Genomic DNA, 15,944 nt, shown 5'->3' with positions numbered 1-15,944 from the left:
CAACGTTTCGAGGAAAACTGACATGAACAACCGTCTAGCGCCCTGGCTCATGACCGTCGCCGCGATCGGCAGCTTCGACATGCCGTCCGTTTCGTGGGGCATATCGCGGCGGCGCAGCGTCACGCGCGACCGGCTGCCGTCGTGGGACGCGACGAGCAAGCCGTCCATCAGCGTGCTCGAGCGGCCCACGGCCGACACCGTGATGATTTCATGGCGCGACGCATGCACCGGGCACTACGGTTATCAGAAGTGGCGGCTGTTCACCACGCGCAAGCGCGGCGTGTGCGCGCTGTCGGGGCAGCCGATCGAGATCGGCGACAGCGTCTTTGCGCCGCAATTGCTCGGTTCGACGCCGGGCAACGCCGCCGCGATGGTGCTGGCCGCGTGCCTCGACGCGGCCCGCCCCGCCGAGGCGGCCTGAGGGCCCGACATTCGGCCCAACATTCGGCCCGGGATTCCGCGTCAGGCCGTGGTGACGCGATCCGTATCGCGCACCGCTTCGTTCATGCGCGCTTCGGCTTCCGCATCCAGCCGCGCCGCATTCGCTTCGGCTTCCGCTTCCGGCATCAGTTCGCCTTCCCACTTCGCGACCACCGCGCTGGCGATCGAGTTGCCCACGGCGTTCGTAGCCGAACGGCCCATGTCGAGGAACGTATCGACGCCGAGAATCAGCAGCAGCCCGGCTTCCGGGATGTTGAACTGGTGCAGCGTCGCAGCAATCACGACGAGCGACGCGCGCGGCACCCCGGCCATGCCTTTCGACGTCAGCATCAGGATCAGCAGCATCGTCACCTGTGTGCCGAGCGACAGGTGAATGCCGTATGCCTGCGCGATGAACAGCGATGCGAACGTGCAGTACATCATCGAGCCGTCGAGGTTGAACGAATAGCCCATCGGCATCACGAAGCTCGAGATCTTGCGCCGCACGCCGAAACGGTCGAGCGCATCGAGGATCTTCGGATACGCGGCTTCCGAGCTCGCGGTCGCGAACGACAGCATGAACGCTTCCTTGATCAGCACCAGCAGCTTGAACACGCGACGGCCGAGGAACAGCAGCCCGGCTGCGACGAGCGTGCCCCACAGCAGGAACAGGCTCAGGTAGAAGTCGCCCATGAACACCGCGAACTTCAGCAGGATCGACAGGCCGTTGATCGCGACGGTCGATGCCATCGCGGCCAGCACCGCGAGCGGCGCGAGCTTCATCACGTAGCCGGTGATCTTCAGCATCACGTGTGCGAGCTGGTCGATCGCCGCGACGAGAATCTTGCCGCGTTCGCCGAGCGATGCAAGCGCCACGCCGAAGAACATCGAGAACACGACGATCTGCAGGATCTCGTTGTTCGCCATCGCCTCGGCGATCGACTTCGGCACCATGTGGCCGACGAAATCCTTCAGCGTGAACTTCGACGTCGCCAGATGCGCGGACGCGCCGATATCCGGCAGCGGCAGCCCGAGGTTCTCGCCGGGGCGCAGCAGGTTCGCCATCAGCAGGCCGAGCAGCAGCGAGATCAGCGACGCGGTGACGAACCAGCCAAGTGCCTTCACGAACACGCGACCCACCGACGACGCGTCACCCATGTGCGCGATGCCGACGACCAGCGTCGAGAACACCAGCGGGCCGATCACCATCTTGATCAGCCGCAGGAACACGTCGGACACCAGCGAGATGTAGCCGGCAATTTCCACCGCGGACTGCTTGTCCGGCAGCTGCGTATAGATCATGTAGCCGATCAGGATGCCGGCCGCCATCGCGAGCAGGATCCAGCCTGCCGCAGACATTCGTTTGTTCATAACGGAATTCGACGCACGGGAAGAAGTTGAAGGATGAAAGGCGTGCATCCCGTGCCGTGCCGGGAGCGCGCGTGGCAAGCCGGTCGTGCCCGGTGTGTCGGGCACGGGCGCCGGCGCCGGTCAGGCTCGCGGATGTCCGCGAACCGACGTACTGCCGCCGCAACGGCAGTCGCGCGAGGGCGAAGGCCGGCGGCAGCGATTCAGCATGATGCAATCAGATCAGGCGGGTCAGTAACCGATTGCCGATCCGGCCGGACGGCGCGGGTCGTTGTAGCCGTAGATGAAGCCGACCCGCACGTTGCCGGACACGGACGAATCGTTCCCGGAACTCTGGCGGCTCGCCGCTTCGGTACCCGGCAGGCCGACCATGATCAGCTCGGCGGCGCCCCACGGCGTCTGCTCGACCATCTTGTAGCCCATGTTGCGCAGGATCGCGAGCGTATCGGGCGACAGGCCGTAGGTTTCGTAATAGACCTCGTCGGGCAGCCACTGGTGATGGATGCGGGGCGCGGTGACCGCGTCCTGCGGCGTCATCCCGTAGTCGATCACGTTCAGCACCGTCTGCAGCGTGATCGTGATGATGCGCGAGCCGCCCGGCGAACCGACGACCATGAACACCTTGCCGTCCTTCTTCACGATGGTCGGCGCCATCGACGACAGCGGACGCTTGCCTGGTGCAATCGAGTTGCGCGTGCCCTGCACGAGACCGAACAGGTTCTGCGCGCCGACCTTCACGGTGAAGTCGTCCATCTCGTCGTTCAGGAAGAAGCCCGTACCCGGCGCGATGACCACGGCGCCGAATCGGCCGTTGACCGTGTAGGTCGTCGATACCGCGTTGCCGTCCTTGTCGATGATCGAGTAGTGGGTCGTCTCCGGCTTCTCGTGCACGCCGACGCCCGGCTGCACGTCGACCGACGGCGTCGCCGTATCCGAATGGATGCTCTTGCGGATCTGCACCGCGTATTCCTTGCTCGTCAGCTTCGCGACCGGGTTGTCGATGAAGTTCGGGTCGCCGAGCAGCGTGTTGCGATCCTCGTACGCGTGGCGCATCGCTTCGGTCATGTAGTGAACCGCCGCGGCCGAATGGTAGCCAAGCTTGCGCATGTCGTACCCTTCGAGGATGTTCAGCGTCTCGCACATCGTCACGCCCCCCGAGCTCGGCGGCGGAGCCGACACGAACTCGTAGCCGCGATACGAACACGTCAGCGGCGCCATGTCCTGCGCGCGGTACGACGCGAAATCAGCGGCCGTGATCAGGCCGCCGCCGCGCTTCGCCGCGGCCTCGACGAGCTTCGGGATCTCGCCGTGATAGAACGCGTCAGGCCCCTGCTCCGCGATGCGCTCGAGCGTGCGGGCCAGGTCCTTCTGCACCAGGCGATCGCCCGGCTGCAGCGGCGTGCCGTCCGGCCGCAGGAAGATGCGGGCCGCTTCCGGGTCCTTCTTGAAACGGTCGATCGTCGTGTCGAGGATGTCCGTATCGCCGCGCGTCAGCACGAAGCCATCGCGCGCGAGCCGGATCGCCGGCGCCATCACCTGCTTGCGCGTCAGCTTCCCGTACTTGCGCTGCGCGAGGTCGAGACCCGCGACCGTGCCCGGCACGCCCACCGCGCGATAGCCGTACAGGCTGTCGTCCGGAATCACGTTGCCCTTTGCATCGAGATACATGTTCGCGGAAGCCGCAGCCGGCGCGGTTTCGCGGAAATTGATGAAGCGGTCGCGGCCGTCGGCCAGGTGCACGGTCATGAAGCCGCCGCCGCCGATGTTGCCGCAGCACGGATTGGTCACCGCTTGCGCATAGCCGACCGCCACCGCCGCGTCCACAGCGTTGCCGCCTTCCTTCAGGATGTCGACGCCGATTTGCGACGCGAAATGCTGCGACGAAACGACCATGCCGTTCTTCGCTTCAACCGCGGGGTCCGACGCGGCGAATGCGCACACGCTCATGGCCGACAACAGGGTGAGTACTACGAGCCGCCTCATGACGGGATCCTCCAGACAAATAAACCAGGCCAGGCCGGGATGCGCCACCGCGTCATTGCGTACGGGCGCTGCCAATCCGACATGTAATAAACCGTACATTCCAGCAAGGCCGCGATCATAGCACTCGCTTTTTTGCGCTAAAACCTAGGGTTATCACTGAATTTATGGCGACCACGGCCAGGGCCGCTTTTCGTTGTATGTTTGTTTTATTACACGAATTGGCGCACCAAGCGGCCGAGCGATGCGTCCCTCTAATTCCGGGCCGCAGGCGGCCTGCCGCACGTCGATCGGCTAACATGCGTGGATTCGCCGGCAGACACCCGTCTGCCGTTTTGTCATTCAGATAAGAGAGCTGGAGTGCCCGATGGGGACGAGCATCAGGGCGTTGCTGTTATCCCAGATGGATAGCTTCACGCCGTCGGAACAGAAGGTCGCGCAGGCGTTACTGGATCGCTACCCCAGCCTGGGGCTCGGACCGATTGCGAGCTTTGCCAAACAGGCTGAGGTCAGCGATCCGACCGTGTTTCGCTTTGTCGTCCGGATCGGCTTTCCGAATTACTCGTCGTTCCAGCAGGCGCTGTACGGCGAAATCGACACGGCGATGAATTCGCCGCTCGCCCGGATGGATGCGTTCCACTCGGCCGCGGGCATGCGCGACAGTCATTCGGCCATTTTCCAGCGGCTGTCCGAGTCACTGGCCACCACGATCGAAGGGCTGGATGCGGCGGCATTCGACGCCGCGGTGTCGCTGCTGGCGAATCCCGATGTTCGTGTCTTTTGCGGCGGCGGGCGTTACACGGCGCCGCTCGCTTCGCTGTTTTCGTTCACGCTCGCGTACGCGCGGCCACATGTTCAGCATGTCGAACCGAATGTGAACCTCGCGTCGGTCGCGCTGGCGGACATGGGGCCCGGCGACGTGCTCGTCATTTTCGATTTTCGCCGTTACCAGCGGGACAGTATCCGGTTCGCGCAGGCCGCACATCGGCTCGGTACGCGTGTGCTGCTGATCACGGACGAGTGGCACTCGCCGATCGGTGAGTTTGCCGAGATCGTGCTGCGCGTCCGGGGGCAGCCGTTCGCGATGCTGCAGACCAACGTGCCGGCGCTCGCGCTCGCCGAAGCGCTTGTGATCGGCGTGACGAATCAGTTGCCGGAACTGGCGCGGGAGCGGATGGAGAAGATCGAGCATCTCAATTCCGGGGGGAGCGAGCCGGATATCGGTCAGCGGGATTTGCCGGAGTGAGGGGGCGCTGCACGCAACAACGCCATTCACCAGGGCCTGACGCGCCGCACCCCGATTGCCGACACGGTCAAGGCTCCGTGCGCCACCGGTAGGTGTTCTCCACATCCGGCCGCCAGGTTGCGCAGCTTTCTTCCGTTCCAAGCCTGCTCGCATCCTCATTGACCTGCCTCCGTGACCACGGCACGTTTCGCTGCGCGCCGAGCTGCGCATCTGTCCGGATGGCAACTACGCCGGAACTGCTCCAGCTTAACGGGTTCGGAATCCCGGCACAGTGATCCAGCATGAGACCAGGCTCTCCCAGCACCTTCGGCAATTCCAGATTGATGGTCACCGACGCCCCGCTCTCAAATGCACGGCGGGTCTTTTGATAGTCTGCCAACGCTGCTTCCGCTTTCTTGAGCACAAGCTGCGCGCTCGGTTGCTGCCACAGGAACTTGAGCGGCAAAACCAGGGACACGCCGTCCAGAGACGCGCCTCGATGACTGACCGGCAGTTCGAATTGCAGGTGGATCGACTCCTGCCCTGGCGGACCGGGTATGACCCGGGGCTGCACCGTAACAGGATGATCTTTCGTTTCACTCTCCAGGTGTGGGGAGGGGAAGCACACTACACCGGTCATGCATCGCGACATGTTCAGGACCGTAGCGGGCTTCCAATAGTGGCCGACGATATTCGCGTGCTGCAGCATTTCAGCAAGGGCATTCTGATTGTCGAATGGACTCGCGTACTGATAACGCAACGCGCGAGCTTCAACGGTGAAAGTCACGGCTTCGCCAGCGCTTGTCGATGCCGCGCCGAAAAGCGACGTCGCCACTACCAGCCCAATCGACAATACTCTCCGGCTCTTCAATGCACGACTCCCGATACGCAAAAAATGCCGGCTATCCGGTTACACGGAATGCCCCGCTCCCGCAGCAGATTTGTCATTGATCAACGAGAAACACCAGACCGCTACCTGCGCCTGCCACGCCAAGACGCCATCATGCGTCACATGCATGCCGGCGTGGAGCCGTCCATACAGGCCTTGTCGACTGCCGGCCACAAACCGCCATCTTACCTTTTGCCAGCAGCCACCTCGGAGCGAACGTTATTCCGCTCCTCCGCGCCCATATATGTCCGCACTGTCATTTCCGGGTTGGACGCGATGGCCAACGCTCCATCATCGGTCTGATAGAAATAGTTTCCGCCCACGGCAAGATAGCGAATACCGCCAATGGGCATCGAAGTCCCGTGGATCGCGAGCATCTACCGCAACTGCTCCCTATTTTCCAGAATGACGGGTATACGAGCGACCCGATATTATTTTCTTGTCGTAAATGGAGGCAGCCAACGCTGGATGCGTCAAGAAGAAAATCGATAGCGCGAAGGCAGTGTCGATGGCCTTTTTCACCACACCGCACCGACAACCAATTCGGTATCGACGGCAGGAATTTATTCGGCCGAGGATCGGCCATGCCGATTCCCGGCATTTCCCATGACAGTCCAACCGGTCAGTGGCGACGATTGCATCCGATGCAGGCGTACGTCACGTCGAGCCTTCCAGACCGTACGCGCACGCCTTCTGAAGTAGGCCGCGCACCATCCTCAGACGCGCCGCATCGGCGCGCAGTCTCGACTATCCCACCGGTTTCGGACTGACTGGTGCCGCGCTACCGCTGCCGGGTTCGTCTTCCTGCTTCGCCTTGCTCGCCTGCTTACCCCTTGCTCGGGTTTGAACACTCGGCAAGGGGCTCGTTTTGCAATGGCTGTTCGGTCGATCGTCCGCAGGATTTCAGCTCTCGACATCCTCCAGACTGAACACTTCCGTCTTGTCGTTATACGAGAACACCTCCCCGTAACGCCCCCAGTCGATCACCGCGTCGAGCGTTTCCTCGGCCGCTTCGTCCGACAGGAAATCCTCCAGCTCCTGCTCGAAGCGCACGCGCGGCGCGCGATGGCCCGGGCGCTCGTTCAGTACCTTCCGGATCCGTGCGGCCAGCGGCACGTGCTTCAGCAGATGATCGGCGAACATCAGCTTGCGTTCCTGCGTGCCGAATTCAGCGAACACGCGGGCGGGTGGCGTGAGGAACACGTCGCCTTCCCGCACGTCCGCAAAACCGAGGTGCTGCAACACTTCGGCGATCGGGAACAGTTCATCGACCTCGAGATGCAGCGAGCGCGCGATTTCCGGCATGTCCGCGCGGCCGTGGTACGGCGCCATCGCGAGCGTCTCGATCAGGCCGGCCATCAGGTTGGTCGACACGCGCGGCATCCAACTGCCGAGTTCGAGCCCCTTCTTCGTCGCCTCGTTGGTCTGACGCGCGGTCATCTTCGCGTAGATGTCGTCGACGAGCTTGCGGAAATCGGTGTCGAGCCGGTTGCGCGGATGCTTGAACGGCACCTTGATCTCGGCGATCACGCGGCCCGGGTTCGACGACAGCACGAGGATCCGGTCGCACATGAACACGGCTTCCTCGATGTTGTGCGTGACGATCAGCACCGACTTGATCGGCATGCGGCCCTGCGTCCACAGGTCGAGCAGGTCGGTACGCAGCGTCTCGGCTGTCAGCACGTCGAGCGCGGAGAACGGCTCATCCATCAGCAGGATCGTCGGATCGACGACGAGCGCGCGCGCAAAGCCGACGCGCTGGCGCATGCCGCCCGACAGCTCGCGCGGATACGCGTTTTCGAAGCCGTCGAGACCGATCAGGTCGATCGCGGCGAGCGCACGCTCGCGCCGCTCGCGCGCGCCGACGCCGAGCGCCTCGAGGCCGGCTTCCACGTTCTGCAACACGGTAAGCCACGGGAACAGCGCGAAGGTCTGGAACACCATCGCGACGCCTTCAGCCGGGCCGCGCAGCGGCTGGCCGAGGTAGGTCACTTCGCCGCCGGTCGGCTCGATCAGCCCGGCGATGATGCGCAGCAGCGTCGACTTGCCCGAGCCTGAGCGGCCGAGCAGCCCGACGATCTCGCCTTCGCGCAGCGCCAGGTTCGCGTCGTCGAGCACGAGCAGTTCGCCCTGCGACTTGTTGAAGCCGCGGCAGACGTGATCGACGCGCAGGATTTCGTCGCCGAGGCGCGGCGGCTGCAGCGGCTGGGACGTCTTGACGGGGGCGTTGATAACGGTCGAATTTTGCATCGCGCTTACTCTCAATCGAGACGGAGCCGGGATTCCGCATAGGCGTACATCGGACGCCACAGCAGACGGTTGAACAAGGTAACGAACAGGGACATCACGGCGATGCCCAGGATGATCTTCGGGAAATCGCCGGCGGCGGTGGTCTGCGCGATATACGAACCCAGGCCGTGCGCGACAACCTTCGTGTCGCCCCACTGCACGAACTCGGACACGATGCTCGCGTTCCACGCGCCGCCCGATGCAGTAATGGCACCGGTCACGTAGTACGGGAAGATGCCGGGCAAGATCGCCTGCCGCCACCACTGCCAGCCGCGGATGCGGAAATTCTTCGTCGCTTCCTTGTAGTCGTTCGGATAGGACATCGCGCCGGCGATCACGTTGAACAGGATGTACCACTGCGTGCCGAGCACGATCAGCGGCGACAGCCAGATGTCCGCATTCAGGTGGAAGTGGACGATCACGATCACGAACACCGGGAACAGCAGGTTGGCCGGGAACGCGGCGAGGAACTGCGCGAGCGGCTGGATCTTCTCGGCCAGCGCCGGGCGCAACCCGATCAGCACACCGAGCGGCACCCAGATCACCGACGCGATCGCGATCAGCACCAGCACGCGCAGCAGCGTGATGAGCCCGAGCACGAGCACGTGCCCGACCTCGCCCATCGTCACGCCCGTCGCGACGAAGCTGACGACGCGCCACACGACGTACACCGTCAGCAGGAGCACGAACGCGCCCCACACGATGTCGCCGATGCGCGACGAACGGCGCAACGGCGCRCCACGCGAGCGCGTGCCCTTCAGCGACGGCAGGCGCAGCGGAATCCGCGCGGCCTGCGACAGCAGCCAGCCGGCCGGCACGAGCAACTGATGGATCAGGTGCGTGCGGCGCATCATGTCGAGCAGCCAGGATTGCGGCGCATCGCCCGATGCGGTGTTTTCCATCCGGAACTTGTCGGCCCACGCGACGAGCGGGCGGAACAGGAACTGGTCATAAGCCAGGATCACGACCGACATCGCGACGATCACCCAGCCGACCGCGCCGAGGTTCTTGTCCGAGATCGCCTGCGCGAGATACGCGCCGATGCCCGGCAGCGTGATGGTCTGGTTGCCGACGGTGATCGCTTCCGATGCGACGACGAAGAACCAGCCGCCCGACATCGACATCATCATGTTCCAGATCAGCCCCGGCATCGAGAACGGCACCTCGAGCTTCCAGAAGCGTTGCCACGGCGTCAGGTGAAAACCGCGTGACACTTCGCTCAGGTCGCGCGGCACCGTGCGCAGCGACTGGTAGAAGCTGAACGTCATGTTCCATGCCTGGCTCGTGAAGATCGCGAATATCGCGGCCAGCTCCGCACCGAGCACGCGGCCCGGAAACAGCGCGAGGAAGAACGTGACGGTGAACGAGATATAGCCGAGCACGGGTACCGACTGCAGGATGTCGAGAATCGGAATCAGCACCATGCCCGCGCGGCGGCTCTTGGCCGCGAGCGTGCCGTAGACGAGCGTGAACGCGAGCGACGCGACCATCGCGGCGAGCATCCGCAACGTGGTGCGCAACGCGTATTCGGGCAGGTTCGACGGGTCGAGCGAAATCTTCTGCGTCTGCAGCACGCCGATCGGCGCCATCGTCTGATGGAAGCCGACGATCGCCATCGCGAGCAGGCAGATGATCAGCGGAAACGCGACGGCATCCCAGCGGTTGGGCAGCACGCGCCACGCCGAAGCGTTCGCGGTGCGGTTCGGATCGAAACTGATATCCATCGGTAGCGTCTTGTGTTGAATTGAAATTCGATGGGACCGGCCGCGTGCCGCGCGGCCGGGTGTCGCCTGGGCCGGCGCCGGTCAGAACAACCCGTGCAGCGCCCAGTACAGCGCGGCCGACAGCGCGATGGATGCGGGCAGCGTCAGCACCCACGCAAGCACGAGGTTGCGCACCGTATCCCAGCGCAGGCCCGCGCCGCTCGCCGTCATCGTGCCGGCCACGCCCGACGCGAGCACATGCGTCGTCGATACCGGCAGCCCGTATGCGTCGGCCATCCCGATCGTCAGCATCGCGACGGCCTCGGCCGATGCGCCCTGCCCGTACGTCAGGTGCGACTTGCCGATCTTCTCGCCGACCGTCACGACGATCCGCTTCCACCCGACCATCGTGCCGAGGCCCAGCGCGATCGCAACCGCGACCTTCACCCAGGTCGGGATGAATTTGGTCGCGCGGTCCATCTGCTTCTTGAACGCGTCGAGCGCGCTCGCGTCCTCGACCGAGAACGCCGGCGCCTTCGCCTTCTCCATCAGCCGGATCGCCTCGGACGCGACATACATGTTGTTGCGCACGTTGTCGACGAGGTTCTGCGGCACGCTCGAGATGCCGCCGGCCTGCGCGACCTGGTCGGCGATCGTGTCGGTGAGCTTGCCCAGCGCGGGAATCGTCGCGGGCGTCAGCTTGCGCGTACGCACGTAGGCCTCGACGTCGGCGCGCGGGTCGGCCGACTGTGCGGCCGGGTCCGCGTATTTGACGAGCGTCGTCGACGCATGGCGCGCCACGGCGACGAACGTGCTCGTCTGGTCGGGCGTCACGGCCTTGTTCAACGCGTATGCGGTCGGCATCACGCCGATCAGGATCAGCATGATCAGCCCCATGCCCTTCTGCCCGTCGTTCGAGCCGTGCGCAAACGACACGCCCGTGCAGGTCAGGATCAGCAGCAGGCGGATCCAGAACGGCGGCGGCTTGTTGCCCTTCGGCTCCTGGTACAGCGCCGGCACGCGTACGAGCGCCTTCAGCAGCAGCAGCACGAGCGCGGACAGCACGAAGCCGATCAGCGGCGAGAACAGCAGCGCCTTGCCGACGCCGAGCGCCTGGTTCCAGTCGACGCCGCTCGTGCCCGACGGGCCGCTGACGATCTGGTTCATCAGGCCGACGCCGATGATCGAGCCGACGAGCGTGTGCGAACTCGACGACGGCAGCCCGAAATACCAGGTCGCGAGGTTCCACGTGACGGCCGCGATCAGCAGCGAGAACACCATCGCGAAACCCGAGCCGCTGCCGACCTGCAGGATCAGCTCGACCGGCAGCAACTGCAGGATGCCGAACGCGACGGCGCCGCTCGACACGAGCACGCCGAACAGGTTCCAGAGGCCCGACCAGACGACGGCGAGGTGCGGGTCGAGCGAATGCGTATAGATGACGGTCGCGACCGCGTTCGCGGTGTCGTGGAAGCCGTTGACGAATTCGAAGCCGAGCGCGATCAGCAGCGCGACGATCAGCAGCAGGAACGGGAGAACCGAACTTTCCTTGACGGGACTGAGGTCGGCGCTGAGATGGATACCGACGTAGACGATGCCGCAGGCAATGATCAGGAAAAACAGCGCGAGGCTGATGGTGCGGGTGCGGGTGACTGCGCCGCTGGTTTCCGTTGCCGCGAGATTCGGCATGAAGGGGCTCCGGAGAGGTGACTCGGAGTGGCAGGCTATCGATCGGTCGTGACGCAAATGTGACGTGTCACTTACAAGTCATTGACAGGTCATCTGACAGGCGCCCCGAATCGCCGCGCAAGCCGCAATCACGGGCGTTCGACCTTGTAACGCACGGGAATAAATCTGCCGCTGCGCCGGTATGGCACGCGAAGGCGCCGGTTTATTCCAGGACGATCCGGCCGTCCGGTTTCGTCACACGAATGCGAGGCTTCACATGTCTTCATCGACCCCCACCAACCCGTCGCGCCGCAAGGCCTTGCAGTGCATGGCCTTCGGCGGCCTCGGCACGCTGTTTACGCTGTCGGGCGGCATCCTGACGCCATTCGACCTCGCGCTCGCGCAGGCCGGCGACGCACTCACGGCCACCGCAGGCCGCCCGCTGTTCGTGCAGATCAGCGACACGCACATCGGCTTCAACAAGGACGCGAATCCCGACGTGTCGGCCACGCTGAAGCAGACGATCGAGCTCGTCAACGGGATGCCCGCGACGCCGGCGCTGGCCATCCATACGGGCGACATCACGCACCTGTCCAAGCCCGAGGAGTTCGACCACGCGTCGCAGTTGCTGTCCGCGCTGCGCGTGCCGGAACTGCATACGGTGCCCGGCGAGCACGACGTCACCGACGGTTCGGGCGCCGAATATTTCAGCCGGTTCGGCAAGGCGTCGGACAACCGCGGGTATTACAGCTTCGATCACGCGGGCGTGCACTTCATCGGCCTCGTCAACGTGATGCACTTCAAGCCGAACGGGCTCGGCAGCTTCGGCGACGACCAGCTCGCATGGCTCGCGCAGGATCTCAAGGGGCGCTCGTCGAGCACGCCGATCGTCGTGTTCTCGCACATGCCGATGTGGACCATCTACGAGCCGTGGGGCTGGGGCACCGGCGATGCGCCGCAGACGATGGCGCTGCTGCGCCGCTTCGGCTCGGTCACCGTGCTGAACGGGCACATCCACCAGATCGTGTCGAAGGTCGAGGGCAACGTGACGTTCCACACCGCGCGCTCCACCGCGTTTCCGCAGCCGACGGCCGGCAACGGGCCGGGCCCCGTGCCGCTCACCGTGCCGCGCGACCGGCTGCCGTCGATGCTCGGCGTGACGACCGTCGAATTCGCGGGCCATCCCGTCGCGTCGTCGCTGCACGATGCGACGCTGGCCTGACGCACCGAACCGCAAGGAGACCGACATGACCCGCTTCAAGCAATCCAGCCTGATCGCGGCGCTGATCCTGTGCGCCGCCCCGCTCGCCGCGTTCGCGCAGGGCCCGGACGGCTCGCTCGTGACGATCCGCAATTTCATGTTTTCGCCGATGTCGACCACGATCAAGGCCGGCACGACGATCACGTGGAAGAACCTCGACGGGGAGCCGCACACTGTCGTCAACGACGCCGGCATCTTTCATTCGAAGGCGCTCGACCAGGACGAGACGTACTCGTTCCGCTTCGACAAGCCGGGCGTCTACAAGGTGTTCTGCGGGATTCACCCGTACATGAAGGAAACCATCACGGTCGAATGACGCGGCGCATCACGGCACGCGCGGACGAATGGCGGGCGGCGCCTACAGTGCCCCGATCCCATTCGCCCGCGCGGCCGACGGAGCCGCCCATGCCCAGGATCGACCTCAGCGCCGTGCCCGAACGCCGCGGCAGCGGCTATCCGCGGCCGTTCGACGCGCGGTGCGCGCAGCGCATCCGCCAGCGCGTCGGCGACGCCGGCCGGGTGGCGCACCTGGCGATGGCTTGCCCGGCCATCGACGCCGGCTCTACGGAGCCCGCGACCGCCGGCGCCACGCCGGAGGGTCGGAAGCGACCGCCGAAGCAAACGCAGCCGCCTGATGCACGGGCGGCGGTCTCCCGCCGCCGATCGCCTAAACTGAATCGATCTGTTCGGATCCGACCCACCATCACACGCAGCGAGGCAAGCCATGACCGCGAGCCAGCCGGTACGCATGGATCTCCCCGGGCAAGTCGTGCTCGTGCTCCAGGGCGGCGGCGCACTGGGCGCATTCCAGCTCGGCGTCTTTCAGGCGATGGACGAAGCCGGCATCCGGCCCGACTGGGTGGTCGGGACGTCGATCGGCGCGATCAACGCGGCGCTGATCGCCGGAAACCCGCCGGCGCTGCGCTACGAGAAACTGTCGGCATTCTGGCGCCGCGTGACCGAGCGAACCCGCTTCGACACCGCGCCGCTGCTGCCCGGCTGGAACAGGACGCTGGCCGAACTGACGATCATCGGCGGCGGCATCGCGGGATTCTTCGAGCCCAATCCGGCCTCGTGGCTCGGGCCGATGGTTCGCCTCGGCGTCGATCGCGCCTCGTATTACCGGATCGCGCCGCTGCGCGACACGCTCGCGTCGCTGATCGACCCCGACCTGCTGAACGCGGGCCACCCGCGCCTGACCGTCAGCGCGGTCAATGCGTGCACGGGCGCGATGCGCTATTTCGATTCGCGCGACACGCGGCTCGGGATCGAGCACGTCATGAGCTCGGGCGCGCTGCCGCCCGCGTTCCCGGCCATACGGATCGAAGGCGAACCATACTGGGATGGCGGCGTGTATTCGAACACGCCGGTCGAAGTCGTGCTCGACGACAACCCGCGCCGCAGCTCGGTCATCTTCTCCGTCCAGATGTGGAATCCGGCCGGCCCCGAGCCCGAGAGCATCTGGCAGGTGTCGGAGCGGCAGAAGGATATCCAGTATGCGAGCCGCACCGACAGCCACATCGCGCGCCAGCAGCAGATCCACCGGCTGCGCCACGTGATCCGAGAACTGGCCCGGCACGTGCCGGAAGCCGAACGCGCGTCGCCGGCCGTGCGCCGGCTCGCCGCGTGGGGATGCGAAACCACGATGCACCTGGTCAAGCTCGCGGCACCGCGACTCGCCGACGACAATCAGCTGAAGGACATCGATTTCACGCCGAACGGCATCGCCGTCCGCCGGCAGGCCGGCTACGAGGCCGCGCAACGGGCCATCGCGGCACGTCCGTGGGACACGCCGACGGACCCGACGGAAGGCCTGACGGTATTCGACGCCAGCGCGCCGCCAATCCCGGAACAACCGGCATGACACGCGGCACCGCAACCGCGCGCCGACAGCATCGGCACGATCACGCGCGATCGGCCTGAAGCCGGGCGCGGCCGGCCGCATTCACCTCGACCATCGCCACGCCGTCGCGCGCGGGGTGCCGGACCACGTAGCCGCGCGCGCAGGCTTCCTCCCATACCGGCAGGCGCGGGCACGACGTGCGCCACGCATCGATCACCTCGTCATAAGGCCGCCCGGCCGGCCCGATCCATTCGAGCAGGTCGAGGATCAGCGGCTCGATCGACGCCGTTTCGCGCACGAGCACGTCCGGGTTGACCACGTGGATCGGTTGCCCGGCCGCATAGGACACGATCTGGTCGAACACATCCGAGAACTGCGTCTCGTATTCGTCCTCGGTCACGTAGCCGATATGCGGCGTGCACACGACATTCGGCAAACGCAGCAGCGGATGCCGCGGATCGCGCAACGGCTCCGTCTCGTAGACATCCACCGCCGCCATCCCGGGCCGGCCGGCCCGCAACGCCGCTTCGAGCGCGCCCGGCGCGACGAGGCCCGCGCGGCTCGTGTTCACCAGCAGCGCGCCCGGTTTCATCCAACCCAGATCCTCGGCCGTCACGATGCCGCGCGTGGCCGGCACGAGCCGCATGTGCAGCGAAAGCACGTCGCAGGTTTCGAAGAAAGCACGCTTGTCCGGCGCCGTGTCCCACCCGTCGTCGCGCGCACGTTGCAGCGACGCTTCGCGCGCCCAGACCAGCACGTTCATCCCGAACGCGGCACCGTACCGGGCGACCTCCGCACCGATCCGGCCATAGCCGTAAATCCCCAGCGTGCGCCCGCGCAGCGTCCGCCCGACACCGATCTGCCAGTTGCCGGCCTGCAGCGCGCGCATCTGCTGCGGAATCCGGCGCATCGCGGCGAGCACGAGGCCCCACGTGAGCTCGGCGGCCGCATAGGAAGGCGTGCCCGCATGCTGGTTCGACGACACGATCACGCCGTGCGCGGTGCACGCGTCGATGTCGATGTGCGGATAGACGCTGCGCTGGCTGATCAGCCGCAGCTTCGGCAGCCGCGCGATCAGCGGCGCGCGAATCTGCGTGCGTTCGCGGATCAGCACCAGCACTTCCGTGTCACGCAGGCGCTCGGCCAGCGCGTCGACGTCCTGCACGTGATCGTTCCAGATCGTGACCGCATGCCCGCCCAGCTTGCGAAAGCACGGCAGTGCGCGCAGCGTGTCGAAATAATCGTCGAGGATCGTGATGTTCATGGGGGCGCTCCTGGCAACGCCGTCATCCTGAACC

At 65.4% G+C, this 15,944-nt stretch carries 12 protein-coding genes and 1 pseudogene; 5 read left to right on the top strand and 8 right to left on the bottom strand.

What is annotated here, in order from left to right; translation table 11 throughout:
• The first annotated feature begins 22 nt into the window (after window positions 1-22).
• On the top strand, window positions 23-421 hold the full coding sequence (locus tag B7G54_RS00200) for a DUF3331 domain-containing protein (RefSeq protein WP_085037211.1): 399 nt from the start codon (window positions 23-25) through the stop codon (window positions 419-421).
• A gap of 41 nt (window positions 422-462) precedes the next feature.
• Here the strand turns inward: B7G54_RS00200 and B7G54_RS00195 are convergent, their stop codons facing one another.
• Together B7G54_RS00195 and ggt are read right to left on the bottom strand one after the other, a co-directional pair.
• Window positions 463-1,791 carry a dicarboxylate/amino acid:cation symporter gene (locus B7G54_RS00195; protein ID WP_050781619.1) on the bottom strand — a complete coding sequence of 443 codons (1,329 nt, stop codon included), beginning with the start codon at window positions 1,789-1,791 and terminating at the stop codon, window positions 463-465.
• 228 nt (window positions 1,792-2,019) lie between these two features.
• Complete coding sequence (gene ggt, locus B7G54_RS00190) at window positions 2,020-3,771, bottom strand: gamma-glutamyltransferase (RefSeq protein ID WP_085037210.1); 1,752 nt, start codon at window positions 3,769-3,771, stop codon at window positions 2,020-2,022.
• 364 nt (window positions 3,772-4,135) lie between these two features.
• Here ggt and B7G54_RS00185 point away from each other — a divergent pair, with 364 nt between their 5' ends.
• The gene (locus B7G54_RS00185; protein WP_085037209.1) at window positions 4,136-5,014 is read left to right on the top strand and encodes a MurR/RpiR family transcriptional regulator; all 879 of its coding nucleotides are present in this window, start codon (window positions 4,136-4,138) and stop codon (window positions 5,012-5,014) included.
• A 67-nt stretch (window positions 5,015-5,081) separates the two neighbouring features.
• Here the strand turns inward: B7G54_RS00185 and B7G54_RS00180 are convergent, their stop codons facing one another.
• From B7G54_RS00180 to B7G54_RS00160, 5 genes are all read right to left on the bottom strand, one after another.
• A complete protein-coding gene (locus tag B7G54_RS00180) occupies window positions 5,082-5,846 on the bottom strand; it encodes a hypothetical protein (RefSeq protein ID WP_133059126.1) in 765 nt (254 codons plus the stop codon).
• A 221-nt stretch (window positions 5,847-6,067) separates the two neighbouring features.
• A complete protein-coding gene (locus tag B7G54_RS00175; RefSeq protein ID WP_085037207.1) occupies window positions 6,068-6,259 on the bottom strand; it encodes a hypothetical protein in 192 nt (63 codons plus the stop codon).
• A 526-nt stretch (window positions 6,260-6,785) separates the two neighbouring features.
• Entirely contained in the window at window positions 6,786-8,132 is a 1,347-nt protein-coding gene (locus B7G54_RS00170; RefSeq protein WP_085037206.1) for an ABC transporter ATP-binding protein, read from the bottom strand.
• An 11-nt stretch (window positions 8,133-8,143) separates the two neighbouring features.
• Window positions 8,144-9,895 carry an ABC transporter permease gene (locus B7G54_RS00165; protein ID WP_085037205.1) on the bottom strand — a complete coding sequence of 584 codons (1,752 nt, stop codon included), beginning with the start codon at window positions 9,893-9,895 and terminating at the stop codon, window positions 8,144-8,146.
• Between the two features lie 81 nt (window positions 9,896-9,976).
• Entirely contained in the window at window positions 9,977-11,563 is a 1,587-nt protein-coding gene (locus tag B7G54_RS00160; protein ID WP_085037204.1) for an inorganic phosphate transporter, read from the bottom strand.
• A gap of 256 nt (window positions 11,564-11,819) precedes the next feature.
• On the opposite strand from B7G54_RS00160, the gene B7G54_RS00155 reads away from it, so the two are divergent.
• From B7G54_RS00155 to B7G54_RS00140, 3 genes are all read left to right on the top strand, one after another.
• Window positions 11,820-12,764: a metallophosphoesterase family protein gene (locus tag B7G54_RS00155; RefSeq protein WP_085037203.1), complete on the top strand. Its 945-nt coding sequence runs from the start codon at window positions 11,820-11,822 to the stop codon at window positions 12,762-12,764.
• 25 nt (window positions 12,765-12,789) lie between these two features.
• The gene (locus B7G54_RS00150) at window positions 12,790-13,119 is read left to right on the top strand and encodes a cupredoxin domain-containing protein (RefSeq protein WP_085037912.1); all 330 of its coding nucleotides are present in this window, start codon (window positions 12,790-12,792) and stop codon (window positions 13,117-13,119) included.
• Window positions 13,120-13,527: 408 nt separating this feature from the next.
• The gene (locus B7G54_RS00140) at window positions 13,528-14,667 is read left to right on the top strand and encodes a patatin-like phospholipase family protein (RefSeq protein WP_085037202.1); all 1,140 of its coding nucleotides are present in this window, start codon (window positions 13,528-13,530) and stop codon (window positions 14,665-14,667) included.
• 277 nt (window positions 14,668-14,944) lie between these two features.
• On the opposite strand, the pseudogene B7G54_RS00135 reads toward B7G54_RS00140, so the two are convergent.
• Window positions 14,945-15,910 (bottom strand): annotated as a pseudogene (locus tag B7G54_RS00135) (D-2-hydroxyacid dehydrogenase family protein); the annotation flags it as partial.
• Window positions 15,911-15,944: the final 34 nt, after the last annotated feature.

It is taken from the genome of Burkholderia puraquae (genome assembly GCF_002099195.1).
GTDB classification, from domain to species: domain Bacteria; phylum Pseudomonadota; class Gammaproteobacteria; order Burkholderiales; family Burkholderiaceae; genus Burkholderia; species Burkholderia puraquae.
This window is presented reverse-complemented; position numbering and strand designations above follow the sequence as displayed.

Excerpts from the sequence above, each read along its gene's own strand:
- B7G54_RS00160 (WP_085037204.1), bottom strand. The coding sequence starts at position 11,563 with ATGCCGAATCTCGCGGCAACGGAAACCAGCGGCGCAGTCACCCGCACC.
- B7G54_RS00150 (WP_085037912.1), top strand. The coding sequence starts at position 12,790 with ATGACCCGCTTCAAGCAATCCAGCCTGATCGCGGCGCTGATCCTGTGC.
- B7G54_RS00140 (WP_085037202.1), top strand. The coding sequence starts at position 13,528 with ATGACCGCGAGCCAGCCGGTACGCATGGATCTCCCCGGGCAAGTCGTG.
- B7G54_RS00200 (WP_085037211.1), top strand. The coding sequence starts at position 23 with ATGAACAACCGTCTAGCGCCCTGGCTCATGACCGTCGCCGCGATCGGC.
- B7G54_RS00195 (WP_050781619.1), bottom strand. The coding sequence starts at position 1,791 with ATGAACAAACGAATGTCTGCGGCAGGCTGGATCCTGCTCGCGATGGCG.
- B7G54_RS00155 (WP_085037203.1), top strand. The coding sequence starts at position 11,820 with ATGTCTTCATCGACCCCCACCAACCCGTCGCGCCGCAAGGCCTTGCAG.
- ggt (WP_085037210.1), bottom strand. The coding sequence starts at position 3,771 with ATGAGGCGGCTCGTAGTACTCACCCTGTTGTCGGCCATGAGCGTGTGC.
- B7G54_RS00170 (WP_085037206.1), bottom strand. The coding sequence starts at position 8,132 with ATGCAAAATTCGACCGTTATCAACGCCCCCGTCAAGACGTCCCAGCCG.
- B7G54_RS00175 (WP_085037207.1), bottom strand. The coding sequence starts at position 6,259 with ATGCTCGCGATCCACGGGACTTCGATGCCCATTGGCGGTATTCGCTAT.
- B7G54_RS00185 (WP_085037209.1), top strand. The coding sequence starts at position 4,136 with ATGGGGACGAGCATCAGGGCGTTGCTGTTATCCCAGATGGATAGCTTC.